At 59.2% G+C, this 26292-nt stretch carries 29 protein-coding genes; 16 read left to right on the forward strand and 13 right to left on the reverse strand.

What is annotated here, in order from left to right; translation table 11 throughout:
• Positions 1–321, reverse strand: a 321-nt coding sequence (locus ACJ8IJ_RS07200; protein ID WP_442517045.1) for a GIY-YIG nuclease family protein, incomplete at its 3' end; no start/stop codon positions are given.
• Positions 314–970 carry a UvrY/SirA/GacA family response regulator transcription factor gene (gene uvrY / locus ACJ8IJ_RS07205; RefSeq protein ID WP_004927947.1) on the reverse strand — a complete coding sequence of 219 codons (657 nt, stop codon included), beginning with the start codon at positions 968–970 and terminating at the stop codon, positions 314–316. The genes uvrY and ACJ8IJ_RS07200, both read right to left, overlap by 8 nt.
• Before the next feature lie 704 nt (positions 971–1674).
• Between uvrY and ACJ8IJ_RS07210 the strand changes: the two genes are divergently transcribed.
• Positions 1675–1899, forward strand: coding sequence for a DUF2594 family protein (locus tag ACJ8IJ_RS07210; RefSeq protein ID WP_004927950.1), 225 nt, complete (start codon positions 1675–1677; stop codon positions 1897–1899).
• A gap of 123 nt (positions 1900–2022) precedes the next feature.
• Positions 2023–2364 carry a GlpM family protein gene (locus ACJ8IJ_RS07215; protein ID WP_004927953.1) on the forward strand — a complete coding sequence of 114 codons (342 nt, stop codon included), beginning with the start codon at positions 2023–2025 and terminating at the stop codon, positions 2362–2364.
• A 17-nt stretch (positions 2365–2381) separates the two neighbouring features.
• Here the strand turns inward: ACJ8IJ_RS07215 and ACJ8IJ_RS07220 are convergent, their stop codons facing one another.
• Both ACJ8IJ_RS07220 and ACJ8IJ_RS07225 read right to left on the reverse strand, forming a co-directional pair.
• A complete protein-coding gene (locus tag ACJ8IJ_RS07220; RefSeq protein WP_028128013.1) occupies positions 2382–2813 on the reverse strand; it encodes a hypothetical protein in 432 nt (143 codons plus the stop codon).
• 171 nt (positions 2814–2984) lie between these two features.
• Positions 2985–3299 carry a hypothetical protein gene (locus ACJ8IJ_RS07225; RefSeq protein ID WP_033633390.1) on the reverse strand — a complete coding sequence of 105 codons (315 nt, stop codon included), beginning with the start codon at positions 3297–3299 and terminating at the stop codon, positions 2985–2987.
• Positions 3300–3844: 545 nt separating this feature from the next.
• Here ACJ8IJ_RS07225 and ACJ8IJ_RS07230 point away from each other — a divergent pair.
• Positions 3845–4204, forward strand: coding sequence for a hypothetical protein (locus ACJ8IJ_RS07230; protein ID WP_004927961.1), 360 nt, complete (start codon positions 3845–3847; stop codon positions 4202–4204).
• 40 nt (positions 4205–4244) lie between these two features.
• Here the strand turns inward: ACJ8IJ_RS07230 and ACJ8IJ_RS07235 are convergent, their stop codons facing one another.
• From ACJ8IJ_RS07235 to ACJ8IJ_RS07250, 4 genes are read right to left on the reverse strand one after another with little or no spacing between them, the layout of a single operon-like run.
• Positions 4245–5513, reverse strand: coding sequence for an FAD-dependent oxidoreductase (locus ACJ8IJ_RS07235; protein WP_265261679.1), 1269 nt, complete (start codon positions 5511–5513; stop codon positions 4245–4247).
• The gene (locus ACJ8IJ_RS07240) at positions 5506–5766 is read right to left on the reverse strand and encodes a (2Fe-2S)-binding protein (protein WP_004927966.1); all 261 of its coding nucleotides are present in this window, start codon (positions 5764–5766) and stop codon (positions 5506–5508) included. The genes ACJ8IJ_RS07235 and ACJ8IJ_RS07240 overlap by 8 nt, the downstream gene beginning before the upstream one ends.
• Positions 5763–6887, reverse strand: coding sequence for an NAD(P)/FAD-dependent oxidoreductase (locus tag ACJ8IJ_RS07245; protein ID WP_265261676.1), 1125 nt, complete (start codon positions 6885–6887; stop codon positions 5763–5765). Before ACJ8IJ_RS07245 ends, ACJ8IJ_RS07240 begins: the two co-directional genes overlap by 4 nt.
• Positions 6887–7834: a 4-hydroxyproline epimerase gene (locus ACJ8IJ_RS07250; RefSeq protein ID WP_015377398.1), complete on the reverse strand. Its 948-nt coding sequence runs from the start codon at positions 7832–7834 to the stop codon at positions 6887–6889. The genes ACJ8IJ_RS07245 and ACJ8IJ_RS07250 overlap by 1 nt, the downstream gene beginning before the upstream one ends.
• Before the next feature lie 389 nt (positions 7835–8223).
• Between ACJ8IJ_RS07250 and ACJ8IJ_RS07255 the strand changes: the two genes are divergently transcribed.
• The gene (locus ACJ8IJ_RS07255; protein ID WP_031300114.1) at positions 8224–9078 is read left to right on the forward strand and encodes an AraC family transcriptional regulator; all 855 of its coding nucleotides are present in this window, start codon (positions 8224–8226) and stop codon (positions 9076–9078) included.
• Between the two features lie 31 nt (positions 9079–9109).
• Here ACJ8IJ_RS07255 and ACJ8IJ_RS07260 read toward each other — a convergent pair whose 3' ends face one another.
• On the reverse strand, positions 9110–9256 hold the full coding sequence (locus ACJ8IJ_RS07260; protein ID WP_154612852.1) for a hypothetical protein: 147 nt from the start codon (positions 9254–9256) through the stop codon (positions 9110–9112).
• Between the two features lie 29 nt (positions 9257–9285).
• Here ACJ8IJ_RS07260 and ACJ8IJ_RS07265 point away from each other — a divergent pair, with 29 nt between their 5' ends.
• The 4 genes from ACJ8IJ_RS07265 to ACJ8IJ_RS07280 are packed head-to-tail and all read left to right on the forward strand — an operon-like array spanning position 9286 to position 14520.
• Entirely contained in the window at positions 9286–10206 is a 921-nt protein-coding gene (locus ACJ8IJ_RS07265) for a dihydrodipicolinate synthase family protein (protein WP_004927979.1), read from the forward strand.
• Positions 10207–10260: 54 nt separating this feature from the next.
• Positions 10261–11877, forward strand: coding sequence for an aldehyde dehydrogenase (NADP(+)) (locus ACJ8IJ_RS07270; protein ID WP_275095709.1), 1617 nt, complete (start codon positions 10261–10263; stop codon positions 11875–11877).
• A gap of 44 nt (positions 11878–11921) precedes the next feature.
• On the forward strand, positions 11922–13487 hold the full coding sequence (locus ACJ8IJ_RS07275) for an APC family permease (RefSeq protein WP_049187558.1): 1566 nt from the start codon (positions 11922–11924) through the stop codon (positions 13485–13487).
• 19 nt (positions 13488–13506) lie between these two features.
• Positions 13507–14520: an Ldh family oxidoreductase gene (locus tag ACJ8IJ_RS07280; RefSeq protein WP_131164387.1), complete on the forward strand. Its 1014-nt coding sequence runs from the start codon at positions 13507–13509 to the stop codon at positions 14518–14520.
• A 45-nt stretch (positions 14521–14565) separates the two neighbouring features.
• Here ACJ8IJ_RS07280 and ACJ8IJ_RS07285 read toward each other — a convergent pair whose 3' ends face one another.
• The 3 genes from ACJ8IJ_RS07285 to ACJ8IJ_RS07295 all read right to left on the reverse strand — a co-directional run bounded on the left by ACJ8IJ_RS07285 (position 14566) and on the right by ACJ8IJ_RS07295 (position 16749).
• On the reverse strand, positions 14566–15246 hold the full coding sequence (locus tag ACJ8IJ_RS07285; RefSeq protein ID WP_004927990.1) for a hypothetical protein: 681 nt from the start codon (positions 15244–15246) through the stop codon (positions 14566–14568).
• Between the two features lie 177 nt (positions 15247–15423).
• Positions 15424–15852: a universal stress protein gene (locus tag ACJ8IJ_RS07290; protein ID WP_004927993.1), complete on the reverse strand. Its 429-nt coding sequence runs from the start codon at positions 15850–15852 to the stop codon at positions 15424–15426.
• Positions 15853–16032: 180 nt separating this feature from the next.
• Positions 16033–16749: a LuxR family transcriptional regulator gene (locus ACJ8IJ_RS07295; protein ID WP_004927994.1), complete on the reverse strand. Its 717-nt coding sequence runs from the start codon at positions 16747–16749 to the stop codon at positions 16033–16035.
• Between the two features lie 335 nt (positions 16750–17084).
• Between ACJ8IJ_RS07295 and ACJ8IJ_RS07300 the strand changes: the two genes are divergently transcribed.
• The 7 genes from ACJ8IJ_RS07300 to ACJ8IJ_RS07330 all read left to right on the forward strand — a co-directional run bounded on the left by ACJ8IJ_RS07300 (position 17085) and on the right by ACJ8IJ_RS07330 (position 24177).
• Positions 17085–18614: a 3-hydroxyacyl-CoA dehydrogenase NAD-binding domain-containing protein gene (locus tag ACJ8IJ_RS07300; RefSeq protein ID WP_442518487.1), complete on the forward strand. Its 1530-nt coding sequence runs from the start codon at positions 17085–17087 to the stop codon at positions 18612–18614.
• Positions 18615–18623: 9 nt separating this feature from the next.
• Positions 18624–19835, forward strand: coding sequence for an acetyl-CoA C-acyltransferase (locus ACJ8IJ_RS07305; protein WP_442518488.1), 1212 nt, complete (start codon positions 18624–18626; stop codon positions 19833–19835).
• Between the two features lie 15 nt (positions 19836–19850).
• Positions 19851–21062 carry a 5-aminolevulinate synthase gene (gene hemA, locus ACJ8IJ_RS07310; RefSeq protein WP_015377390.1) on the forward strand — a complete coding sequence of 404 codons (1212 nt, stop codon included), beginning with the start codon at positions 19851–19853 and terminating at the stop codon, positions 21060–21062.
• Entirely contained in the window at positions 21059–22231 is a 1173-nt protein-coding gene (locus ACJ8IJ_RS07315; protein ID WP_442518489.1) for an MFS transporter, read from the forward strand. The genes hemA and ACJ8IJ_RS07315 overlap by 4 nt, the downstream gene beginning before the upstream one ends.
• Complete coding sequence (locus ACJ8IJ_RS07320; protein WP_004928009.1) at positions 22224–22943, forward strand: enoyl-CoA hydratase-related protein; 720 nt, start codon at positions 22224–22226, stop codon at positions 22941–22943. The genes ACJ8IJ_RS07315 and ACJ8IJ_RS07320 overlap by 8 nt, the downstream gene beginning before the upstream one ends.
• A 123-nt stretch (positions 22944–23066) precedes the next feature.
• On the forward strand, positions 23067–23633 hold the full coding sequence (locus ACJ8IJ_RS07325) for a GNAT family N-acetyltransferase (RefSeq protein WP_004928012.1): 567 nt from the start codon (positions 23067–23069) through the stop codon (positions 23631–23633).
• Entirely contained in the window at positions 23617–24177 is a 561-nt protein-coding gene (locus tag ACJ8IJ_RS07330; protein WP_442518490.1) for a hypothetical protein, read from the forward strand. Before ACJ8IJ_RS07325 ends, ACJ8IJ_RS07330 begins: the two co-directional genes overlap by 17 nt.
• Before the next feature lie 110 nt (positions 24178–24287).
• Here the strand turns inward: ACJ8IJ_RS07330 and ACJ8IJ_RS07335 are convergent, their stop codons facing one another.
• Positions 24288–24590 (reverse strand): putative quinol monooxygenase, encoded by a 303-nt coding sequence (locus ACJ8IJ_RS07335; RefSeq protein WP_015377386.1) that lies wholly within the window; start codon positions 24588–24590, stop codon positions 24288–24290.
• 376 nt (positions 24591–24966) lie between these two features.
• Here ACJ8IJ_RS07335 and ACJ8IJ_RS07340 point away from each other — a divergent pair, with 376 nt between their 5' ends.
• Positions 24967–26280 carry an MFS transporter gene (locus ACJ8IJ_RS07340; protein ID WP_442518491.1) on the forward strand — a complete coding sequence of 438 codons (1314 nt, stop codon included), beginning with the start codon at positions 24967–24969 and terminating at the stop codon, positions 26278–26280.
• Positions 26281–26292: the final 12 nt, after the last annotated feature.

The raw sequence follows: 26292 nt of genomic DNA on the forward strand, positions 1-26292 counted from the left end.
GAGAAAAATCAGCGGGTAAGATTTATCGTCTCGCAAAAGAACATTATATCGCGGTTGGTACAATTTAATGTAGTTATGTTCCAACAGCAGCGCTTCTGTCTCGGTGTGAGTAACCGTTATGTCTATTTGCGCGATATTTTTAACCAGCGTCTCGGTTTTACGGCTGCTGACCTGCTGCCGAAAATAGCTGGCGAGACGCTTTTTCAGGTCTTTGGCTTTACCGACGTAGATCACCGTACCCGTGGCGTCATACATACGGTAGACGCCGGGCTGGCTGGTGACGGTACTCAGGAAGGCTTTGGCATCAAAACGGTCATTCACTGCTTAACAACGTCTCCGCATTGAACAATCCATGTCGGATGGCCAGGTGAGTCAATTCGACGTCGCCGCTGATATTCAGTTTGCTGAACATGCGGTAACGGTAGCTGTTCACCGTTTTCGGGCTGAGACTCAGTTGTTCCGAGATCTCATTCACTTTTTTGCCTTTGGTGATCATCAACATGATCTGCAACTCGCGTTCAGACAAGCAGCTGAACGGCGTTTCAGCCTGCGGTTCCAACTGACTCAGGGCCATCTGCTGTGCGATATCAGACGCGATATAGCGCTGCCCGGCATGCACGGAACGCAAGGCGTTAATCACTTCCTGCGGCGCGGCGCCCTTGCTCAGGTAACCGGCGGCACCCGCCTGCATCACCTTCGCGGGCAAAGGGTTTTCAGTATGGATGGTCAACATGATGACTTTGACGTCGGGTGCATAACGCACAATCTTGCGCGTGGCTTCCAGCCCGCCAATGCCCGGCATATTCATGTCCATCAGCACGATATCGACAGCGTTGCCACGGCACCATTTTACGGCGTCTTCACCGCACTGAGCCTCACCGACAACTTTTATACCTTTGATATCTTCAAGAATGCGTCGTATCCCTGCGCGCACCAGTTCGTGGTCATCAACAAGAAGAACGCTAATCAAGGAAAAATCTCCAAAAAAAGGGAGTAACGCAATCGGCCTCTGTTTTCGCCAGAGATATTACTTGTTTTTCAGACAAGAATGAACACAGATTAATACATACTTCCGAATAACTTTGCGGAGCAGAGCTGATTTTTCAATTTTAGCCGTCTATGCCGCCGATAAATCGTCACGTCGGAAAAGATCGGGCGACGAAAATAATTTCGTCGCGCTGTGTCTGACACAGGATAGCGCGACAATCATGCCGCGAGGGAGAAATCTGTGTAAGCAATCACGACATGAATAATATTAACACGGCCGTTGGCTGTTTGTAATCATTTGATATTTAAAGGCGTAACAAAATCTGCGGCCAACGTGGGTCCGGCAACCCTCGGTCGAAACTATTATTCCCGGCAAACGCCGGTAAAATCGGCGCCTCCGCCCCCAATAATTATAATAACCCCGATTGTTCAACAATAACGTACCGGAAAAATACTTGTTAACCACCTCGAAATAACTTGCCGAGAGTAGATGATTCAGACAGGCAATGAGCGAACGTTGCCCACCCGCGAGACCTGAGCAAGCCCGGTGCAGATGACAGACTCATGCTATGCTATACTCCGCGCCCAGTTAAATTCGCCGCCGCGCCCGGGGCTACTTTTTAGCCCGCGCGCGGTGCGCCAAAGCAGCTTGTATCAGGCTACGGCCTCAAAAAATCAGGAGAGAAAATGAGCAACGTTGATTTCACTACGTCTGCAAACCCGGAAATCTTGGCGACCGAGGTTGCCTGCCTCAAAGCTACGCTGACGCTGATCTTGAAATCGATCGGCCAGGCCGACGCCGGGAAAGTCATCATCAACATGGAACGTTTCATCGCGCAGATTGAAGATCCGACTCAGGCAGAAATCTTCAAGAACAGCATTCAGCAAATCAAGCACGCATACCGTCAGTAAGCGTTGCGCCCCAGACCCGCACTTCTTGTGGGTCTGCTTTTCACCACGCTACGCCACACCCCATTGATCTTGCACGTTCTTTCGGGCAGTGTGTTGACTTTCTCCCCCACACCCGAGACCGTTATGGGCATCCTTGTCAAAGCGCTGATCGGCGCGCTGGTCGTGGTTCTGATCGGCCTGTTGGCCAAAACGCGCAACTATTATATCGCCGGTTTAGTCCCGCTCTTTCCCACTTTCGCCCTGATTGCGCATTACATTGTCGGCAGCGAACGTTCAATTGCGGCACTGAAAACGACGCTGATTTTCGGCATGTGGGCGGTATTGCCCTACCTGGTATATTTGATTTCGCTGTATTTCCTGATTAACAGCCTGCGGCTGTCGTTAGCGCTGGGTGCGGCGGTACTGTGCTGGATTGCGGCGGCGTGGCTATTAATTACGCTGTGGGGATGGTGGCAAGGGCGTTAACGCCCTTGCCTGGGCTGTTACGGCCGCCCTGCCTGCAACACGAAGCCTCGCTGCCGATCGCCGGCGATGCGCAGATAGCGGCTTTCACCGGCGCGCAGCGTCATCGGCACGCTACCGCTGGTTTCACGCCAAATACATAGAGAGTTCTCGATCATATCTTGCCCGATACTGACCGAAATATTGCCTGGCGGCACGCGAAACTCTGCTTTTTCTTTTGCCTCGAGTGAAGCGGCAAACTCCCCATTCACATAGACGCCAGTGCGGCAGCTGCCCGCCAGCATTCCGCTGTCGCGCACCACGACCACCGTAGCGTAAGGCGTATCCGGGATATTCTGATAGAGCATCAGACGGCTTGGGGGGGGCAACTCAGCCTGTTGCGGCGGTACGGCTTGAGTCGCACACCCCGTCAGCAGTGCAGAGGCAAATAACAACGCGGCGTAATGCTTCATCCTTGGCTCCTGAAGAAAATAATGCTCATCGTAGCAAGAGAATAGCTGTCTCCAGTAGCCTTCATACCGCAGAGACGAAAAAATCGGATAACTTCCCACTCCGATCACGAACCTGCAGGGATAAGAAGATTCTGCATTAAAGCCATTGAAATAAAGGCGATTCTTGCAGATTTAAAACTTGATCATGCCACGTTGGATATCTGCCGCAAAAGCACCACTGACGTAACTGAAACCATCCTGCGTGACATAAACCCGGGTATGACCGGTCTCTGATAACACCGCCACCATATATCCCAGGCTGATCATTTCATGGGACGGAACGTTCATCGGGGTTAGAAATCCGCGCCCACGGCACCACTGATAAAAGCGGGTTCGCCCATATCCCAACACGGCGCCAACATCGGAGAGGTGCTTAAAAGTATCATAATCCTCTGATGGTGAAGGTAAACCGTCATGACTTTCGGGCGTTTTCTTTATCCCAGACAAAATAAACTCCTTTTTTGACTCTGTCGCGTACGGTTATCCTTCCTCTAAAATTAATTTAAAAAATCCAAATTTAAAATGCAAATGAATTCCCTGTAACTAAAAAGTCTTCCCCAGAAAAAACCTGAAAATAAAACCCCAATAAAAAAACAGAAATAAAAAAATAAGGTATTAATACTGAGCATTAAATCCTTGGCATGGGTAAATATCCTAAATAAAAATAATAGTCATACCAGCATAAGAAAATGCTTAGCTTGCATATTATTTCCCTCATTAAAACGATGCAATTGCGGTCGGATCATTGCGGCATAAAGAGAATGAATAAAATCAATGCCACATCGCCCAGCCCTCGCCGTGAGGTCGCGGATCCTTACAGGCTGCCCTCAATGCGCCACATCCTCTCTCAACGCGGCACTTCCTCAATCACACCTAAACAATAACCATTATCATTTCCAATTGTTCCGCCAGTTTATTACACTTTCCTACCTCGTCAGTTAGGAACATTCCTAGGCTGCGAGCCTCAGGATAGAGAAAGAGTTAGGGACACCATGAAGAATTGCCGTTGTTTGATTGTTTTGCCGTTATTGATGTTGACCGCCTGCACCCAATGGGAAAGGCCTGGCGCGGTTGAAAGTACCCGGAATGCCGAATATGCCGAATGCCGCAGCCGCGGATACGATCGCTTCCCCCCGGACGTGGTGCGGGACGTGGAGTTCAGCTACGAAAACAAATACATTCCTTGCGAGAAGAATAAGAAAGACTGTCCATCGGGATACCGCTACGACAAGGAGCCGTCGATTAAAACAGTGCAGACCGATCGCAATCAGTCCGCCCGAGACGCCACCATCGAAGCCTGTATGTACGGCAAAGGCTGGCGGGAGAAAACCTACTATTGGCCGCAATGGTAATGTGGCGGCATTTGCCTGGGGCGAGATGCCGCTAACCCATTCAACCATCGTCATCACATCGGTTCAGCCCCAGCGCAACCAGCGTTTCCGTCCTGACCGGCGTTAAAGGCACACGCGGCGACGGCAAAGGCCAGCCCAAAAGCTGCCTCGCCGCCGTTGCGCAGACTTTACCCTGGCATGCACCCATACCACAGCGGCTGCTCATCTTAGCCGTGTTCCAATCCGGCTGATGGCGTACCTGTTCCAACGTAACGTCTTCGCAGCGGCACAGTAACGTTTGCGGATTGGCCAGCGAATTCAAGCGCTCATCGAGTGCGAAGGCACTTGCCGCCGCCGTGGCGAAACGCCGCCACCGCCGCCGCTGCGCCGCCAGGCGCTCTGCCTTTTCCCGCTGCCCGGTGGCGGCATAGCCGGCGATGGCGCCTTCAGTGAGCGCCAATTCACTGCCGCCGATGCCGGTACACTCCCCGGCAGCAAAAATTTGCACCTGGCTGGTTTGCTGCCAATGATTCACCGCTACGGCGTCGTGTTCTATTCTGCACCCCAGCAGCATCGCCAGCTCAATATTCGCCACCAAACCGAAGCCGCAGGCCAGCCTGTCGCAGGCCACCGTACTTTCCCGCCCGCCGATCTCGACACGCACCGACGCCAAGCGCTCTTGCCCCAAGGCCGCCAGCACCCGGCTACCGGCACGATAATGGCTTGACATCAGAGAGAAAGCCTGACGCAGCTTGGCCGGCCAGCGCCACAGGCCGCCGGCAAACGCCGCCAACCGCCACAGCGGCGCCTGCTCCGCCAACATGACCACCTCTCCGCCGACCTGTTTCACGCTGTCGGCCACCGCCAACAGCAGCGGACCACTGCCGGCGATCACCACTCGCTCGCCGCGGATCGCCAACCCCTGCTTGATTTGCGCCTGTAGACCACCGGCGCCGGTCACCCCCGGCAGCGTCCAGCCGGGAAACGGCAACAACAGTTCACGCGCGCCATTGCATAAAATCAGCTTTTGATAGCGAATCACGCCGCAGCCCTCGGCGTCTTCATATGCCAATCGGTTAGCACCACACTGCGCCACCAGCTTGCAGCCAGACTGCAGCGCAATATTTTCCCGCGCCGCCAGCGCCTGCCGATAGCGGTTCGCCGTTTCAGGCAACGCCACCTGCATCCCGTCGCGCCAGATTTGCCCGCCGGGATGCGGATTATCATCAATCATTCGCACCTGGCCACCACTTTCCGCAGCGGCCAGCGCCGCCGCCATGCCGGCCGGCCCGGCACCGACGATCAGCACCTCACAACTGAAGTTACTCATCATCGTTCCTCTCTATGCGCATGCCGGCTTGGCACAGCGTTTGGCACGCCAGGCGACGCAGGCCGTTAATGGTCACCCGGCACTCCTGACAAACGCCCATGCCACAAAAGGGAGCCCGCGGTTGGTGTGAAACAGATAACCGACAACGATCGTCGCCGCACAGGCTGAGCGCCGCAGCAACGCTGAGACCAACCGGCACCCGCCGGTGTTCTCCATCGATGCTCAACGCGATCGTATTTTGTCTTTCATTCATACAGGCAACTCCTCGGCGGCAAACGCCCGCGCAGCCAAATATGGGGAATCGTCAATCTCCGGCGTTTGCCGGCCAATCTGCGCAGTAATCAGCGCAGCGCTGCCGAGCGCAGTCGTGACGCCCAATCCCTCATGCCCCAGCGCCAGCCACAGCCAGGAATGCCGCGGATGCACGCCCAATAGCGGCAGCCCGTCGGCAGAGGCGGCGCGCAACCCGGTCCAGCAGCGAATGATGTTCATCTGCGCCAGTGCGGGCAAGAAATGCTGCGCACGCGTAAGCATTGCCGCCAACAGCGGCATGTCCAACGCCGAATCGACGGCGTCGAACTGGCGGGAAGAGCCGATCAGCCATTGTCCGGTGGGCCGCGCCTGCACATTGAAAGCCACCGACGTCCCGTTACTGGCATGCGCGCTGGCGCCATACCCCAGCTCCACCAGTTGATGCCGCACCCGCGGCGGGTAGCGATCGGTGATCGCCAGCTGGCCCTTCTTGGCGTGCAGCAAAGTCGGTGGTAATAGGCTATTGGCCCTAAGGCCGCAGGCCAGGACCACCACCGGCGCGGCCAGACGCCTGCCGTCCGCCAGCCGCACGGCTTCCTCTTCCAACGCTGTCGCTTCACCATGCACCACGTCAATTGCCGCACCACCGTCGGCCAACAGCCAGCGAGCCGCGAGCGGCGCATACAGAATGCCGTCGCCCGGCACCCGCAGTCCGCCGGCCAGGCCGTGCCGCAGCATCGGCTCCATGACGGCGATCTGCTCTGCCGTCAGCAGTTCCGCGGCCACGCCCTGCTCCGCCAGCCGCTCCCGCTTTTGCTCGGCGATGGCCATTTCATCCGCTTGATCCGCCAACCACAGCGTACCGCAGTCACGCCAGGCGCAGGCTTCCGGCATGCGCCCCGTCACTTCGCGCCACAACCGCAGCGAATAAGCGCTCAACGCCAGCTCGGCAGGATTATCGTCCATGCAAACCAGATGCCCCATACCGGCGGCGGTGGCGCCGGCGCGGCGATCGTCCACTACCGAGACACGATACCCTTCCCGCGCCAGCCGCCAGGCGCAAGCGGCGCCGATGATACCGGCACCGACCACGATGACATCGGCTCCCCGCTCGGCGCCCATCAGCGTATCCCCCAGACGAAGGGATCGCGTTCGTCGAGCAGCAGTTGGCTATCGGCGCACACATAGGCCTGCCCGCGAATAAAGGGGGCAATGCGATCGCCGTTCCAACGATAATAGGCCTGGAATTCGCTGCCGATCACGCTGGCCTGCCGCCACTGCGTGTCCGGCGGCAGTTTGCCGTCCGCCGCCAGACACGCCAGTTTGGCGCTGGTGCCGGTACCGCACGGAGAACGGTCATAGGCTTTGCCGGGGCACAGCACGAAGCTGCGGCTGTCGGCCTGCGGATCGTCACCGAACAGTTCGATATGGTCTATCGCACCGCCGTCTTCACCGCGGATGCCCGCCTGTTCCAACGTTTGCCGCACCGCCCAGGTGAACGCGGTCAAGGCCTCCAGATTGTGTTTATCGATGGGCAACGGTGACTCGCCGATCAGGAAGAACCAGTTGCCCCCCCAGGCGATGTCACCCGTCACCGGCCCGTGACCGGCAACCTCAAGCCGCACCTGGCGGCGATAGCGATAAGCCGCCACGTTCTCCACCGTGACGCTGCCGTCATCATGCAGCGTGGCGCTTACCGGGCCGACCGGGGTCTCGATCAGGTGGCGCCCGGCGTGAATGCGCCCCAGATGAGCCAGCGAAGCGATCAGCCCGATAGTGCCGTGCCCGCACATGCCCAGATAGCCGCTGTTGTTAAAGAAGATCACCCCGGCGGTGGCCTGTGGCGAGCAGGGGCGGCACAGCAACGCCCCCACCAGCACGTCATTGCCACGCGGTTCGAGCATCACCGCGCAGCGCCAATCGTCATAATGTTGTGCGAAACGCGCCCGCCGTTCCGCCATGCTACCCTCGCCGAGATCGGGAAAACCTTCCACGATCAGGCGGGTCGGCTCTCCGCCGGTATGAGAATCGATCGCCCGCAAAGCGGTGATATGCGCAGAAAGTGCCATCGGCGTCTCCTGGGTTAATGAGATGTTACCAATGGCATTAGCCTGAACGAATGTGAGCATGACGGCTTGATGCGTTTCGGCGCAGCGAATGAAGAAATCAGCACAGTGACAAACGTCAGGCCTGACGCGTCGCGGGTATGAGTTTAACGGTTGTCATAATAATGACTTATTTATCATGTCGTTATTTTTATACTAAACCCTTGCGTAGCGAGAAACGCCGCAGTTTTCAAGCAATCACCAAACACCGTCCGGCAAAAGTATGCGGCAATCCGCATATTTGGCAGCCCGCCGGAAATAGCGCTTGCTTCGTTACAAAAAAGTTAATATTGATGCGAAAGCGCCAACCTGGCTCGCCTGTTTTTCCGGCTAACGACCGAAAAGGGACTGTTATGCGATCCACTTCAGACTACCCGCCTCCGGTTTCTCTCTCGCCGCCTTCGCTTGTGGGGCTGCCGGAGCAGGAGGACGTTTTTGCCGTCGAACATCTGTCGCGCCTGTGCGACGGGCTGGCGCAGCAGCGCCCGAACAACCTGCGCGATTTGCTGAATACGCTGGCGCTGATCGCGCCGTTGCTGAACGCGATCCCCAACGTGGTGTTCTTTATCAAAGACGCCCAGGCTCGCTACCTGCTGGCTAACCTGACGCTGGCCAGGCGCTGCGGTTTCAAAACCGTCACGCCGCTGCTGGGCAAAACCTCCGCCGACGTTTTTCCCGCTCAGCTCGGATCAGGCTATACCGAGCAGGATCTGCGGGTATTGCGCCACGGCGTGCTGATCCAGGATCAGCTGGAAATGCACCTGTACAACGGCCGAGAAACCGGCTGGTGCCTGACGCAAAAGCTGGCGCTGTATGACGCGCAGGGAAAAATCATCGGTATGGCGGGTATTTCTCACGATCTGCAGGAGGCCAGAGCCAATCACCCGGCCTACCAGCGGCTGGCGGCGATCGACGTGCATATCCGCCGCCACTACGCCAGACCGATCGCGCTTGAAGAGCTGACGGCGCTTACCGGGTTATCGGTGGCGCAGATCGAACGCTACTGCAAACGTATCTTCCACCTCACCCCGCGCCAGATGATCCACAAAGTGCGGCTGGAAAAGGCCACGGAACTCCTGGCCGGCGATCTGCCGATCACGGACATCGCGCTGCAGTGCGGCTATACCGATCACAGCGCCTTCAGCCGTCAGTTCAAAGCGATGACCGGCTCCACGCCGCGCGATTTTCGCCTGACGCTTTCCGCTTAACGCGCTGATTTACCCCGTTAACCATCTCTTCTCACGGCGTACCGACGCCCGATTTTTCACGCCCGCTTTCCGCCGCTATTGTGCCAATTTCGTCGCGGCAATCGGCGAAAAGCGTCAAGCCTCCCTGCGCAATACCGGTCAATCTGTCGGTGAGCCTTACCAAAGATTCACTTTTCATTAACACTTTCGGACGACAGGACAAACACGATGAGCCATAAAACCCTAAGCTGGAGCGGCGTATTCCCGGCGGTGACGACCCAATTTCGCAACGATTTCTCTCTGGATCTCGACGCCACCCATACGGTGATCAAAAACCTGGTGCGCGACGGCGTCTCCGGCCTGGTGGTGTGCGGCACCGTCGGTGAAAATACCTCGATGACAGTGCAGGAAAAGCTGGCGGTGATCGAAGTGGCGAAAGACGCCGCCGAGGGTAAAGTGCCGGTGATCGCCGGCATCGCCGAGTTCACCACCGCCTTCGCGCAGAATATGGCGCGTGAAGCGCAAAAGGCCGGCGTCGACGGGATTATGGTGATGCCGGCGCTGGTCTACTCCGCCAAACCGCACGAAACCGCCGCGCACTTCCGCAGCGTCGCTGGCGCGACCGATCTGCCGATAATGGTCTACAACAACCCTCCCATTTACAAAAATGACGTCACGCCCGACATTCTGACCTCGCTGGTCGACTGCGAGAACATCGTGTGCTTCAAAGACTCGTCGGGCGATACCCGCCGCTTTATCGACCTGCGCAATGAAGTCGGCGATCGCTTCGTGCTGTTCGCCGGATTGGACGATGTGGTGCTGGAAAGCATCGCCGTCGGCGCGCAAGGCTGGATCTCCGGCATGTCCAATGCCTTCCCGCGCGAAGGGGAAACCTTGTTCCGGCTGGCGAAGGAAAAACGCTATGAGGAAGCGTTGGCGCTATACAGCTGGTTTATGCCGCTGCTGCACCTCGATGCCCGCCCCGATCTGGTGCAGTGCATCAAACTCTGCGAACAGCGGGTCGGCCGCGGCAGCGCCGTCACTCGCCCTCCGCGCCTGGCGCTGCAGGGAGAAACGCTCACCGAGATCAACGCCGTGATCGATAAAGCGCTGGCCACCCGCCCTGCGCTGCCGAACGTCGGCCTGTGACGCCTTCATCGCCCGGCCATGCCGGGCGTCATGCTTTATCTACCGGGGGAACCGATGCCCAACGATCGCTACGCCGCCATCAGCGGCCAACAATTTATCGGCGGCCAACGCCGCGCCGAAGGGGAAGCGTCGCTGTGTAGCCTGCGCGCCGACGACAGTCAGCCAACCGGCTACCGCTTCCACCAGGCCACGGCGGCAGAAACCGCCGCCGCCGCAGAAGCCGCCGCCGCAGCCTTTGCGCCCTATTCACAGCTCAGTGCAGAACAACGCGCGAACTTTCTCGACGCCATCGCCGAAGAGTTAGACGCATTGGATGATGTTTTCTTCACCTTCGCCATACAGGAAACGGCCTTGCCGCCTGCGCGGTTGAGCGGCGAACGCGCCAGAACCAGCGGCCAGATGCGGCTGTTCGCCACGCTGCTGCGGCGCGGCGACGTCGAGGGCGTGCGCATCGATTGCGCGCTGCCGCAGCGTTCCCCCCTGCCGCGCCCCGATCTGCGTCAATACCGTACGGCGCTCGGCCCGGTGGCGGTCTTCGGCGCCAGCAACTTCCCGCTGGCGTTTTCCACCGCGGGCGGTGATACCGCCGCCGCGCTCGCCGCCGGCTGCCCGGTCGTGTTCAAGGCGCACAGCGGCCATATGATCACCGCCGAGCTGACCGCTCAGGCGATCGAGCGCGCTCGGGAACGCACAAGGATGCCCGCCGGCGTCTTCAACATGATCTTCGGCAACCGCGTGGGGGCCGATTTGGTACAACATCCGGCGATTCAGGCCGTGGGATTCACCGGCTCGCTGCAAGGCGGCCGGGCGCTCTTCGATCTGGCAATGCAACGCCCTCAACCTATCCCGGTCTTCGCAGAAATGTCGAGCATCAATCCGGTAGTGATCCTGCCCAAGGCGTTGGCGCGGCGCGGGCAGCGCATTGCGCAGGAACTGGTCTCTTCCTTCACACTCGGCTGCGGTCAGTTCTGCACCAAGCCCGGCGTGATCGTCGCGCTGCGCGGCGCCGCCTTCGATCGGTTAACCGAAACGATGAGCGCCCTGGTCAACGCCGCCGAACCGCAGCCGATGCTGAATGCCGGCACGCTGGAGCACTATCGCCACGGGCTGGCGGCCCTCGATGCCCATCCAGGTATGCGGCGTCTCGCAGGCCGAAGCGAAACGCCCACGCTTCGGGCGGCGGCGCAGCTTTATCAGGCGGAAGAGGCGCTGTTGCTGCAGGCTGACCCGCTGCTGCAACAAGAGGTCTTCGGCCCGGTCAGCATCCTGGTGGCGGTGGATAACGAAGCGCAGCTGCATGCGGCGCTAACGGCATTGCAAGGCCAGTTAACCGCCACGCTGCTGGCGGACGACGACGATCTCGATGTGGCCGCCGGGCTGACGACACTGTTGGCGCGCAAAGCCGGTCGGGTGCTGTTCAACGGGTATCCGACCGGGGTGGAAGTGTGCGACGCCATGGTGCACGGCGGCCCTTACCCGGCCACCAGCGACGCACGCGGCACCTCGGTAGGCACGCTGGCCATCGAGCGTTTCCTGCGGCCGGTCTGTTTGCAAAACACCCCTGCGGCGCTGTTGCCGCCGGCGCTGCAGGACGCCAACCCGCTCAACCTGCTGCGGCTGGTGAACGGCGTTTACACCCGAGATCCCCTGGTTTCACCTGCCCAACATTAGCCCGGCCGCATCTGCCTGCCACTCAATAACAAAAGGGTAATACCATGACAACCCAAGGCAAATTCAAGAAGCAGCTTACGCTCACCGACCTGACGTTCATCGGTCTGGGCGCCATCTTCGGCTCCGGTTGGCTGTTCGCCGCCAGCCATGTCTCCTCCATCGCCGGCCCGGCCGGCATCTATTCCTGGCTGATCGGCGGCCTGGCGGTGCTGCTGCTCGGCATCGTCTACTGCGAGCTGGGCGCCGCCCTGCCGCGCGCCGGCGGCATCATTCGCTATCCGGTATTCTCGCACGGCGAACTGATGGGTTATCTGCTGGGGTTTATCACGCTGATCGCCTTCTCCAGCCTGATCGCCATCGAAGTCGTCGCCGCCCGGCAGTACGCCGCCGCCTGGTTCCCGTTCCTCAGTCAGCCGGGTTCCGGCGATCCAACCGCGATCGGCTGGCTGGTGCAGCTGGCGCTGCTGTGCTTTTTCTTCGCGCTCAACTATTACAGCGTCAAAACCTTCGCCAAATCCAATAACCTGATCAGCGTGCTGAAGTTTCTGGTGCCGCTGTTGGTGATCGTGGTGTTGTTCAGCTTTTTCAAACCGGAAAACCTGCACAGCCAGGGCTTTGCTCCCTTCGGTTCCGCCGGCGTTGAGGCCGCCATTTCCGCCGGCGGCATCATCTTCGCCTACCTCGGCCTGACACCGATCATTTCGGTCGCCAGCGAGGTGCAACGGCCGCAGCGCACCATTCCCATCGCGCTGATCCTGTCGGTGGTGCTGTCCACCATCATCTATGTGCTACTGCAGATAGCCTTTCTCGGCAGCATCCCCAGCGAGATGCTGAGCGGCGGCTGGGCCGGCATCAGCCAACAGTTCTCCCTGCCGTTCCGCGACATCGCCATCACGCTGGGCATGGGATGGCTGGCGTTTCTGGTGGTCAGCGACGCGATCGTTTCGCCGAGCGGCACCGGCAATATCTATATGAACGCCACGCCTCGCGTGATCTACGGTTGGGCGCGCGCCGGCACCTTCTTCAAACTGTTCACCCGGGTGGATGGCGAGTCAGGTATTCCTCGCCCGGCGCTGTGGCTGACCTTCGCTCTCTCGGTATTCTGGACGCTGCCGTTCCCATCCTGGGAAAAACTGATCGGCGTGGTGTCCGCCGCACTGGTGCTGAGCTACGCCATCGCCCCGGTCACCGCCGCCGGACTGCGGCGCAATGCGCCCGATATGCCGCGTCCGTTCCGGGTCCGCGGTTTCTGCGTGCTCGGCCCGCTGTCGTTTATCATTTCGGCGCTGATCGTCTTCTGGTCCGGCTGGGACACCGTCTCCTGGCTGCTCGGCTTGCAGATCCTGATGTTCTTCATCTACATCCTGTTCAAGAATCAGGTGCCGACCCATGCCGTTAGCCTCAGGCAGCAAATTTGGTCCTCGCTGTGGCTGATCGTCTTCTATGCGCTGGTGATCGGGCTTTCCTACCTCAGCAGCTTCGGCGGCATCAGCGCTATTGCTCATCCATGGGACACCCTCACCATGGCGGTGATTGCGCTGGCGATTTACTACTGGGGCGCCTATACCTGTTTACCCCAGGCCAATTTTATCGGCGATGAAGAAGAATGAACCCAGGGAGGAGATCGAAATGACATCCATGCATGTGCTGTCGCTGGAACAGGCTTATCAACTGGCGTTGCGTACGCTGCGCAGCAACGGTTTCAATCAGGCGCATGCCGAGGCGGTGGCGCAAAATGTCACCCAGGGCGAACGCGACGGCTGCGCTTCTCACGGGCTGTACCGGCTGTTGGGCTGCGTGCGATCGCTGCGGGCAGGCAAGGTTTCTGCCGATGCGATGCCCAGGTTGCTCGACCAGGCGCCGGCCATCTTGCGCGCCGACGCCGGCGGTGCGTTTTCCCTGCTGGCCTACCGCACCGCTCTGCCGGCCTTTATCGAGAAAGTGCGCACCAACGGTGTCGCCGCGCTGGCGATCAACCGCTGCGTGCATTTCTCCGCGCTGTGGGCCGATATCGAACCGCTGACCGAGCAGGGGTTGGTGGCCTTGGCCTGCACGCCCAGCCACGCCTGGGTGACGCCGGCCGGCGGTTCGCGACCGCTCTTCGGCACCAACCCCATCGCCTTCGGCTGGCCGCGTCCGGATCGGCCGCCGTTTTTGTTCGACATGGCCACCAGCGCGGCAGCGCGCGGCGAAATCGAATTACACCGCCGCGCCGGCACCCCGCTGCCTGAAGGCTGGGGCATTGATAAGGCAGGCAATCCGTCCACCGATGCCGCCAGCGTGTTGGAGGGCGCGATGCTGACCTTCGGCGGGCATAAGGGCTCGGCGCTGGCGGCAATGGTTGAATTGCTGGCAGGGCCGCTGATCGGCGATATGACCAGCAAGGAATCGCTGGCCTATGACGATGGCACCGGTTCGTCGCCTTACGGTGGTGAGCTGGTCATCGCGTTGGATCCCGAGCGTTTTCTCGGTGCGGATAAGGCGAAATATTTCGCCGGAGCGGAGGCGATGTTTGCCGATATGCAGGCGCAAGGCGCCCGCATCCCCGGCGAACGCCGTTATCGGCAACGGCGCCAAAGCGAGCAATACGGCGTGGAAATCCCCAAGGCGTTGTACGACGAAATAGTGGCGCTGTGCGATTAACGCTGGATTTATGCCCCGCGCCGGCAACCCGGCGCGGGGAGAGGCTTATCCAGCCTGAGCCATGTCGCTGTGCAGGCGCTTGCGCCATACCGGTTTGGTGTCCCAGCGTGCAAAGTGTTTCGCCTCTTTACCCGGCTGCACCTGATGCCACATGTCTTCTTGCCACCGGATCGGTTCCTTTCCTCGCAACGTTGGGCGGGTCTGTTTAATCGTCCGTTGCAAGACGTCTGCTTCTTCCGCAGTAATGGGCGGCGCCTGTCTGGCGGCGTCCAGCGCACGGCTTCCCAGCGGCGCCATCACCTGATACAACACGTTGACCTGCTGCAGCGTCGCTTGCTGATTAGTGCTCATCCCCTTACCCGACCAACCGTCGAAGTTTTCACCGGGATCGTCCCCCTGCGCGCGATACTCATTACCTGGCCCCTCGACGATATTCCATCCTTGCCAGGTCACCAGAGTGTGTAATCCATCGCGATCCTGCAGGTTTTTATTCTGGATCTGTTTGAGCACCGCGGCGCGGTTTGGCACACCGATCAGATTCATAAACTCGTCCAGCGCGTTCCAATGCTGCCCCGCCACCAAACCATTCCAGACATTACGCAAACAGTTCCAGGGAATGGTGTGGTGCCAGGTTAGCGTGATAAGCGGTTTGGTTGACGCATGTTGCCAACGGCTCGGTTCACTGCCCCGATCGCCTCTGATAATCCCATCGACTTCTAATGGCATAGCTGCCCCTCTTCTGGCTGAAATGAAAAATATGCGCAAGGCCGGTGGCCCGGTTGGCATAAAAACGTCAGCTAAAATCGTAGCAGTTCAGACTGGGATGGCAATAAAACGCAAAGCACGCTCTGCAGCCGGCCGGTAACCGCAGAACGTGCCCGAAAACGGTGAGTTTAAGATGAATTATCTGACCACCATCACCGAAATATTGGCATGGCGAACGATAGCGGCGGCATTGGACCCCAGCAGATAGGTTTTCACGCTCGGGCGACGCGAACCGATGATGATCAGATCGGCGTCGATCTCTTCCGCCAGTTCCAACACCTGATCGCGTGCAGAACCGAAGCTGACGGTGTAATTGAGGCGATCCAACGGCAGATCGATTTCCGACATGATTTTCTTCAGTCTATCCACCGCCTTCACCTCCGCCTGATTCTCAAACTCCTTGAGGCCGAACGAATAGGCAGTAACAAAAGCCGAGGCATCCGGCAGCGCATGGAAGAAATGCACTTTAGCGCCGGACATCTTCGCCAAATATTCCACATGCTTCAGCGCATGCTCGGTCAACAGATCCTCTTCAATATCGATCGGCACTAAAATAGTCTTGTACATATCACGTCCTTTCTATGTAAACCGGGTGCCAACAGAATACTGCCGCGCACGGGCGCGGTGAATCGCTTTATCACGCTTTTGTGATCGAGGGGTAAATACTGACAAGGATAGTTTTTAATTTAACAAAATATAAACATTACACCGATAACGGATAGGCGATTAATTATTTATTACTCGAGATTAAATTAGCTGTAAATAAACCGCTTTGGCGGTAGCGGCGGTCTTATTAGCGACAGAAAGCTTTTTAATCGAGTTGCCGATGTGGAAATTGATCGTGCGCTCGCTCACCCCCATCAACAACGCGATCTCTTCCGCCGTTTTCCCTTCGCTGCTCCAGCGTAAAATGTCTTTTTCGCGCAGCGTCAACACATCTTTTATCGCGTCATCATTCACCGATATCAAGGCCTCCCGCAGCGTTTTATGGGCGGTTTGCGCCAGCCAAAGGAAAAAAGTTTCATTTGCCGCACGCGCTTGCGGCGTTTGCTCAGGTAGCGCTTTACCGGCAAACGTCAGGATCCCCAACCTGCCATAGCAATCCTTGACCGACTGCGACCAACCGGCGCACAAGCCGAATTGCGCCATACGCCGCCAAAGCGTCGGCCGCTCATGATAAAAGCTTTCGTCCCACTGAAACTGCAGCGTGGAATGGTGAGCACGCTCAATAACCGGATCCTGCAAATATACCCGCTGCCGCCGATAATCCTCGAGATAGTTCGTTGAAATATTCCCTTCGATCAGCATCTTGGGGCTGCTGGCCGGATAACAGGAAAACACGATGTAGGAGAAATAATCAAATCCCAACGCCTCGGCGCAGGGCCCCAGCTGCGTCAGAAAGCATTCGCGATCGGCCAGGCTGCCAATCACCTCCGCCATGAGCCGTTGAGTGCGGGTATCCATAACGCAGGTTCTCCAGATAGCGATGCCGATTTATCGATAGGTCAGATTCACTATAGAATATCGCCGCCCGGCGCCAGTAGCCGTTTCATATAATAAAAAATACCAACGCTATAACGAAAACAGCTATTCCCCTAAAAATAAGCCTTTTTATTGCGCCGAACAGGAAAACTACGCGAATAGCATACTCTCCTCGACACGTAAACCTGTCATTTCTACCGTTAGACAGCCAGGACACCACCAATTACTTTCCAGACAGGCACCCAGTGCCGCCGTAAATCCAAAGAGATAATAAGCATTTGCGAATTTCGCATGGCATACAGTGACGGGGATTTTCTATGGCAGAAAGTAATGCGGCAATTCAATCGGCTGCGATTATCGGCGCGGGAACGATGGGCAGAGGCATCGCTTATCTTTTCGCGCAAAAAGGCATTCCCACGATGCTTTATAATCGCAACGGCAATACCCTCAATCAAGCTCGCGAATATATCGCGCAAGACCTGAACAAGAAAGTCGAACAGGGCAAGATCGCGCTGCAGGATAAAGACGCGGTGCTGGCCAATCTGATGTTCACTTCCGTGTTTGAGGCCATCGCCGACAGCGAGCTGGTGATAGAAACCATCGCCGAGCAAGAACAAACCAAACTTGAGGTGCTGGCGGCCATCGCCGCAGTGGTCAAGCCCGACACGCTGATCGCCACCAATACCTCCTCACTGTCGCTTAACAAGCTGTCAACTGCGGTAACGCACAACGAACGCTTTATCGGTTTGCATTTTTTCAACCCCGCGCCGCTGATGAAGCTGATTGAAATCATTCCGGCCTACTTTACCGCGCACGCCACCACGGAACGCTGCCGCCAACTGGTGGCGGCGTTGGGGAAACGCGATGTCGTCTGCCAGGCCACGCCGGGGTTCATCGTCAATCGCATGGCCCGCCCCTACTACCTGGAAGGGTTCCGTCTGTTGGAAGAACATGTGGCGCGCGCGGCGCAGATCGACCGCGCCCTCAAGGCCGGCGGGCGCTTCCGCATGGGGCCGCTCGAGCTGACCGATTTTATCGGCCAAGACATCAACTATCAGGTCAGCCGGCAAATCTGGCAGGACATGCAATACGACCCGCGCTATACCCCTGGTCATCTGCAGCGTTCACTGGTCGATGCCGGTCTGTTGGGGAAAAAGAACGGCCGCTCCTATTTTGCCGCCGAAGAAACCGCCCCGCCGGTGACGGCCGCCAACAATGCAGACGTCGAGACGCTGCGCGTTTACGGCGAGCATCCTTTTTTTACCCTGTTGCAGCAGCGAGCCGCGCTTCAGTGGCCACAGCTGTGCGTGGAACAACGGCCGGCATTACCGGGGCTGGGAGCGGCCGTCCAGATCAATGACGCTTTCACCGTCAGCATCACCGATGGCCGCACGGCGAGCCAACTGGCCGAGCAGACGGCAGCGGATGCCTTTGTGGTCGATGTCGCCCTGAACTACGCCGACACCACGTATCTGGTGGCAGCGCACAGCCGCCACGCTTCTGCGGCCAATAAGGCGCTGTTTTTACGCCTGCTGCACACGGCAATCCCGCAGGTTGAATTTATCAAGGACTCTCCGGCGCTTATCGTCGCCCGCGTCCTCAGCAGCCTGATCAATGAGTCGGTGATCATGGTGGAAAGCGGCGTCTGCAGCCGGGAAGACATCGATGTCGCCGCCGTCGCGGGCGTTAACTACGCCGGCGGCATTTTCGACTGGCTCGGCAAGCTGGGGGAGAAAAACGTCAGGACGACGCTGAGCAATCTGGCGCAGCTGCTGCACGCGGCGCGCTATGCGCCGCATTACACCCTTCTGCACACCGCGCAACCGGCGCTGACGACCACGCCTTAAGGATCCATGATGAGCATTAAAGATGACGGCGTTTATCTGATCGACGGCACGCGCACGGCGATCGGCGCCTATGGCGGCAGCCTGGCGCATACCCGCCCCGATGATATGGCGGCGACGATTATTCGCAGCCTGCTGCAGCGCCATCCGGCGGCGGAAGCAGATCTGGACGAAGTGGTCCTGGGCTGCGCCAACCAGTCCGGCGAAGACAACCGCAACGTCGCCCGCATGGCGGCGCTGCTTTCCGGGTTGGATCCGTCGGTGCCTGCCATCACCCTCAACCGCCTTTGCGCCTCCGGGTTGGATGCGGTGATCTACGCCGCGGCGAAAATCCGCAGCGGCCTCAGCGAACTGATTCTGGCCGGCGGTGTGGAAAGCATGAGCCGCGCGCCCTATGTGCTGAGCAAAGGCGAAACGCCGTTCGACAAAGGCGTGAAGCTGTACGACACCACGCTGGGGTGGCGCTTTGTTAACCCGCGGCTGGCGGAGCGCTACGGCAGCGATCCGCTGGGCATCACGGCGGAAAACGTAGCCCAACGGCAACATATCTCACGCGAGGAACAGGACCTGTTCGCGCTGGCCTCGCAGCAGAAGGCCCGCCGGGCGATCGACAGCGGCCGGCTGGCGCGGGAAATCACGCCCGTGGACGTGCCGGCCGATCGTAAAACGACCCGCACATTCGCGCAGGATGAATTTCCCCGGCTCAGCACGCTGCAACAGCTACAGGCGCTGAAACCGGCGTTCTCCGCCGGCGGTTCGGTCACGGCAGGCAACGCTTCCGGCATCAACGACGGCGCCGCCGCGCTGCTATTGGCTTCCGGTCGCTACGTGAAGCGCCAGGGGTGGCAACCGCTGGCGGAGATCGGCGACAGCGCGGCCGCCGGCGTTGAACCGGCGCTGATGGGGCTGGGGCCGATCGCCTCCACCGAGCGCTTGCTGCAGCGCGGCGGCTTCACCTTGAACGACTTCGACATCATCGAGATTAACGAAGCGTTCGCCTCACAGGTTCTGGCGGCGCTGAAACACTGGCGTATCGGCGCCAACGACGCGCGGGTCAATCCGAACGGCGGCGCCATCGCACTCGGTCATCCGCTGGGGATGTCCGGCGCGCGCCTGGTGCTGTCGGCAGCGCTGGAATTACGCGACCAACAGGCGAACAACGCATTGGTGACGATGTGCGTCGGCGTCGGTCAGGGGCTGTCATTAAACCTTAAAGCCGTTTAACACAAGGAACATACGATGAGCGTACTGAACATTCTTGAAGAAAAGCTGGCGGAAACCAAAAAACAGGGGCGTTTTCGCGAGTTCCTCAACCTTGAACGCGGCGTGCAGGACAAACCCTGGGCCACCAGCCACGGCCATCACGGTGAGCGCCGTCTCAACGTCTGGTGCTCGAACGACTATCTGGCGATGAGCCACCACCCCAAAGTGCTGCTGGCCACCACCGATGCGGTTAACCGGGTCGGGCTGGGCACCTGCGGCGCCCGCAGCATTTCCGGCACCTCGGTCTACCACAGCGAGCTGGAAACGCTGCTGGCCAGCGCCTATGGCAAAGAGTCGGCGCTGCTGTTCACCACCGGTTTCGGCGCCAACGACGCCACCTTATCCACCCTGTGCGACGCCATTCCCGATCTGATCGTGTTCTCCGACGAGCTGAATCACGCTTCGATGATTTACGGTATCCGCTACAGCAAAGCGGAGAAAAAAATCTTCCGCCACAACGATGTGGCACACCTCGCCGAGCTGCTGCAGGCCGCCGATCCGGCGCGGCCAAAGCTAATCGCTTTCGAGTCGCTGTATTCCATGGACGGTGACTTCGCCCCCCTGGCGCAGATCGTGGCGTTGGCGGAGCAGTATCAGGCGCTGACCTATCTCGACGAGATCCACTCCGCCGGCGTCTATGGCGAACGGGGGCTGGGCTACGCCGAACAACTGGGCCTGCTGGATAAAATCACCATTATTCAGGGCGGGTTCGGCAAATCTTACGGTGCGGCGGGCGGCTATATCGCCGCGCCCCGCTCGGTGGTGGAGGCAGTGCGCAGTTGGGCCCCGGCATTCGTCTTCAGCACCTCGTCGCCGGCGCCGGTGGTGGCCGCCGCGCTGGCCAGTTTTAAATACAACCTCGAGCATGACACCCAACGCAAACACCTGCTGGCGATCGTCGATCACCTGAAAACCGGCCTGCGCGCCGCCGGCATCCCGCTGGTGTCGGCGGACAGCCATATCCTGCCGCTGCTGGTCGGCGATCCGCACCGCAACAAACACATCAGTAAAGTGCTGCTCGATGAACACGATATTTACGTGCAACCGGTCAATGCACCGACGGTGCCCGCAGGCAGCGAGCGGCTGCGGGTGACGCCGACCTCGGCGCACTCCCATGCCGACGTGGAGACCTTCCTGGCGGCGCTGGGACGAGTCTGGGCGGCGAACGATCTGCGGAGGGCGGGATGAAGTTAGCGGATTATAACGGCCATCTGATCACGCTCTGTCTGATGGCGACCGGCACGTTCGCCATCGGCACCGACGCCTTTATCGTCGCCGGCGTGCTCAGCGACATTTCCGATACCTTTGCCGTCAGCCCCGCGCAAGCGGGGCAGTTGATATCGGTATTCGCGCTGGCTTATATGCTGTTCGCCCCTCTCACCGCCTGGCTGCTGGGCAACGTCAACCGCAAGCATATCCTGCAGTTGGCGCTGGTGCTGTTCATCGCCGGCAACCTGGCCTGCGCCTGGGCCACCAGCTACCTGCAGATCTCGTTCGGCAGAGTGCTGGCGGCATTGGGGGCGGCCTGTTACACGCCGCAGGCCGCCGCCGCTGCGGTAGGGCTGGTGGCGGAAAAACGCCGCGGCCTGGCCATTTCCATCGTCTATGGGGGTATGACGTTGGCTATTGCGCTCGGTATTCCGTTCGGCACCTTTCTTGCCAAACTGATCGGCTGGCGTGAAATCTTCCTGTTCATCGCCCTGCTGGGGGCCATTGCGCTGCTGGGCCTGTCGCTGGCGCTGCGGGCCATTGCGCCACCGGGCAAGCATTCGCTGAAAGAGCGGCTCGCCCCGCTGCGGCAAAAGGCGGTGCTGACCACGCTACTGATCACCTTTTTTGCCGTTTGCTCGGAACACATCGTCTATAGCTACGTCAGCGTGTTGCTGCAAAACACCCAGTTCGGCCCGCAGGCGATCCTGCCCCTCGCGCTGCTGGTATTCGGCATTGGCGCGGTGATCGGCAATTTTGCCTCCGGCGCGTTAACCGATGCCCTCGGCAGCAAGTTCGTGCTGCTGTTTTCCGTGGCGATCCAGACGCTGTCCCTGTTTCTGCTGGCCTTCTATGTCACTTCCCCCAGGTGGGTGCTGGCCATCTTTCTGGTCTGGGGTATCACCGGCTGGATGTATCTGGTGCCGATCCAGCATCACCTGTTGTCGCTATCGAAACGCTTTGGCGCGCTGACCGTATCGCTCAACAGCTCGGTGCTGTACGCCGGCATTGCGGCGGGCGGCATGCTGGGCGGCCTGGCGCTCTACGCGCTGCCGGCCTATTACCTGCCGCTGTTTTCGCTGCCGCTCGGCGCCATCGCCCTGCTGCTGACGCTGATCTTTTTCCGCGGGGAGGCCAGCGATGAGTGAATCACCGCCGGTGCTTTACGAACGTTATGGCGCGCAGGTTGCGGTCATCACCCTCAATCGGCCGGAAAAAAAGAACGCCATCAACCTGCAGATGGCCGAGCTGATCCGCACCTACCTGCGGCAGGCAGATAACGATGACTCAGTGCGAGCGATCGTCCTGGCCGGTCAACCGGCGGTCTTTTCCGCCGGCATGGATATCAACGCCTTTCATCAGGGTGAACTGCCCATCGTCACGCCGGAGGGGTTTGGCGGGCTGATCCATGCACAGATCGCCAAGGTGATCATCGCCGCCGTTGACGGCATCGCGTACGGGGGCGGATTTGAGCTGGCCCTGGCGTGCGATCTGATCGTCGCCGGCCAGAACGCACGCTTCAGCTTCCCCGAAACCGGGCTCGGGTTAGTCGCCGCACAAGGCGGGTGCGCGCGCTTGCCGGCGCGTATTTCCCCCTATGTCGCGCTCGACTGGCTGCTGACCGGCAGAACCGTCGGCGCACAGGAAGCGTTGTCACACGGCGCCATTTCCCGCATCAGCGCAAGTTCGGCCCGGGAAGAAGCGTTGCGCATCGCCGAACAGATCGCCGGAAAAGATCTTGCCGCCAGCCAGGCGGTTAAGGCCATCGTGCGTCAGGGGCTGGCGCGGCAAGAAGCCCCCTCATTCGATTTTCAACAAGGCCCGGTCGAGCGCCTGCGTCAGGCTGCCGCCCGCCGATAATGCCCCTGCCGGTTCGCCTGAACCGGCATTTCCCGTTTGTCCTCCACCGCTCATTTTACACAGCCTGCCTGTCGGCGCTGGGCTACACTGCCGGTAGCCCTAATGCGCTGATAAGGAAAAACAATGCGCCATTTGCCTCTACAGACCCCCAGACTGATCCTGCGCCCGTTCACCGCCGACGATCTGCCCCACTTTACCGCCTACCGCAGCCATCCTGACGTGGCGCGCTATCAAAGCTGGAGCGACTACAGCGCCGCCGAGGCACAGGCCTTTTTCGCACAGCAACGGCAGCTCGAATTCAACCGTGACGACAGCTGGTTTCAACTGGCGGTCGAGCGCCGCGAAGACGGCGCGTTGCTGGGCGATGTCGCGGTGCATTTTTTCGATGAAGGGCGTCAGGCTGAACTGGGCGTGACCTTCGATCCGGTTCATCAGCGGCAAGGACAAGCGCGCGAGGCGCTAAGCGCCGTCATCGCCCTGCTGTTCGGGCCGCTGGCGAAGCACCGCATTACCGCCGTGGTGGACGCGCGTAATCTTCGCGCCGCCGCGTTGTTCAGTAAGCTGGGCTTTCGCCGTGAGGCCTGTTGGCGGCAAAACGTGTTTTTCAAAGGCGCATGGGGCGACGAATTCGGTTTCGCCCTGCTGCAAAGCGAATGGCGGGAGAATGCAAAGCATGACGCTACTGAATAAATACCTTGGGCAATACCAGTTCTCGGAGCGGCATGCGATCGCCATCGCCGCACCGCAGGCGCGGATCCTGGAGGCCGTGGCCGCTTATGATCCCAGGCACGATCGTTTTTTCCGCAGCATGATAGCGCTGCGCGAATTGCCCGCGCGACTGATGCCACGCGATAAACCCAGCCCGCCGCCGTTTGGCCTGCAAAACTTTTGCCTGCTTGAGCAGGATGAAACCGCGTTGGTCTATGGCCTGATCGGCCGGTTTTGGCAGGCGGAATACGGTTTGGTGACGGTCGCTGACGGGGCAGACTTTCAGGCCTTCGCTCAGCCCGGCGTCGCCAAACTGGCGCTGGGTTATGTCGTGAGCCCCTCCGAGGGTGGGCGCTGTCGTCTGGTGACGGAAACGCGCATCTTCTGCCCCGACGACGCCAGCCGGCGGCGGTTTACCCCCTATTGGTATGCGATTCGCCTGGTGAGCGGGTTGATACGGCGCCGTATGTTGCGCGCCATTAAAACCGCCAGCGAAAAACAGGCAGTGAATCATTCACCAAGCTGATTTATTTAAGAGCATTCTTAGAGAATGAAAATCATTACCAGCCTATTTTTTAAACACAACAAGATAGTAGTGAGAAGCCATTGACCCCGCCCCTGCGGGGATTTTTTCGCCTATTTATCACCTGTTTCAGGAAATGCCTGCATAAACAGGAAGGTACAAGGCTTGCGCTGATAGTGATTGATCTGCGGCACCAGCCGGGTGAAATGCTCGGTCTGACAATGCACATCCAGGGCGGCGCGATCCGGCCAGCTTTCGATAAAAATAAAATGCCCGGGATCCTGCTGGTCGATGCACAGTTCATAGCTGATGCACAGCGGCTCTTGACGGGTTTTCTCCACCAGCTCGCGATACCACGGCATAACGGTGTCAATGTGTTCCGGGTGGATAAAATCTTCAGCGATGACCTTCAGCATGTTGCGCTCCTGCATTCTGTTTTGCCGTGCCTCACCTTATCGTCCTCACTCCCGAGATGAAAGCGCCACACTCCAGCTCTAACACCGGGTTGCCAATTCGGTGATAGCGCACACAGATCTCGATCAAAACGCTTGAACGCGCCCTGGCCCTGTGTGAACTTTCAATTAACAAAAAAGCAACACACCATTCACCATGGTGATGTCTGCATCAATCTGCCGACCCGATACGCGGCATTTTTTTCACCCTCAAAGGCCTGACCATTAGACCTTTAGGGTTTGCGAAAAAAGTCCGCTGTTATCGTCGTGTTGAGGGCAACGGCGCCAGGACGGTCCTTATGACCGACGCTTGTCATTCTCAGAAGAGAGGTTACCGCCAGTGAATCACGCCACCTATGCCGCTCCTGCGCTCAACGCCGCCATTCGCAAAACCTGGCGCAGACTGGTGCCCTTGATGTTCGCCATGTACTTCATCGCCTTTATCGACAGGGTTAACGTCGGCTTTGCCAAGGACGCGATGGCCATCGATATCGCGCTGTCGCAATCCGCCTTTGCCCTGGGTGCCGGAATATTTTTTGCCGCCTATGCGCTGTTTGGCATCCCGGCCAACCTGCTGATGAACCGCTGGGGCGCCAAACGCTGGCTCAGCGCCACCACCGCGCTGTGGGGGGCGCTGTCGGCCTGCACCGGGCTGGTGACCAATGAACAGCAATTTATCGTCCTGCGGTTTCTGCTGGGGATCGCCGAAGCCGGCTTTTACCCCGGCATCCTGCTGCTGGCGTCGATCTATTTTCCCAATAAGGTGCGCGCCTCGGTGATTGGCATTTTCGTGCTCGGCGTGCCGGCGGCGCTGACGCTCGGTTCACCGCTATCGGGGGCATTGCTGGAGATGCACGGCGTGTTGGGCAAGCCCGGCTGGTTCTGGATGTTTGTGTTGGAAGGGTTGCCGGCCGTCGTCCTCGGCGTCTTCGCCTTTTTCTATCTCGACGATAGCCCACGGCAGGCCCGCTTTCTGACCGAGGAAGAACGCACGGCGCTGGTGGCACAATTGGCCGATGAACAGCAGCAGACCGAAACCAGCAGCGTCAAAGCGGCGATGAGCAGCGGTACCGTTTGGCATCTGGCGTTGATCTACGGCACCCTGCAGATTGGCGTCTACGGCCTGATGTTTTTCCTGCCGTCGCAGGTCGCCTCGCTGATGGGCACCCATCTTGGCTTCAAGGCCTCGCTGGTGGCCGCCATTCCCTGGGCATTCTCCGCGCTGGGCGTCTATTTCCTGCCGCGCTATGCCGACAGAAAAACCGCCAGACGATTACCGATCGCCGTCGGCTGCATGGTCGCGGCAGCGCTGGGTTTGGTGGTCTCTTCCTATGCCGGCCCTTTGCTCGCTATCGTCGCCCTGAGCTGTTGCGCAGTGAGTTTCCTGGCGGTACAGCCGATTTTCTGGACGTTTCCCGCCCAGGTGCTGACCGGCCCGGCGCTGGCGGCCGGCATCGGTTTTTGCACCACGCTTGGCGCCGCATTCAGCTTTTTAGCCCCGCTGATCCGCACCGAGGCGGAACAGCGTTTTCACAGCCCGCATGCCGGGCCGTTGGTGCTGGCCGCCTTTTCGCTGCTGTGCGCCACGCTGTTGTGGGCGTTCAGAAACCGGCGCACCGACGTGAGCAAGCAAGACGCGGAGATCGCCGGATAGCGGCGCGTTATT

It is taken from the genome of Serratia sp. CY40230 (genome assembly GCF_052168835.1).
GTDB lineage: Bacteria > Pseudomonadota > Gammaproteobacteria > Enterobacterales > Enterobacteriaceae > Serratia > Serratia nematodiphila.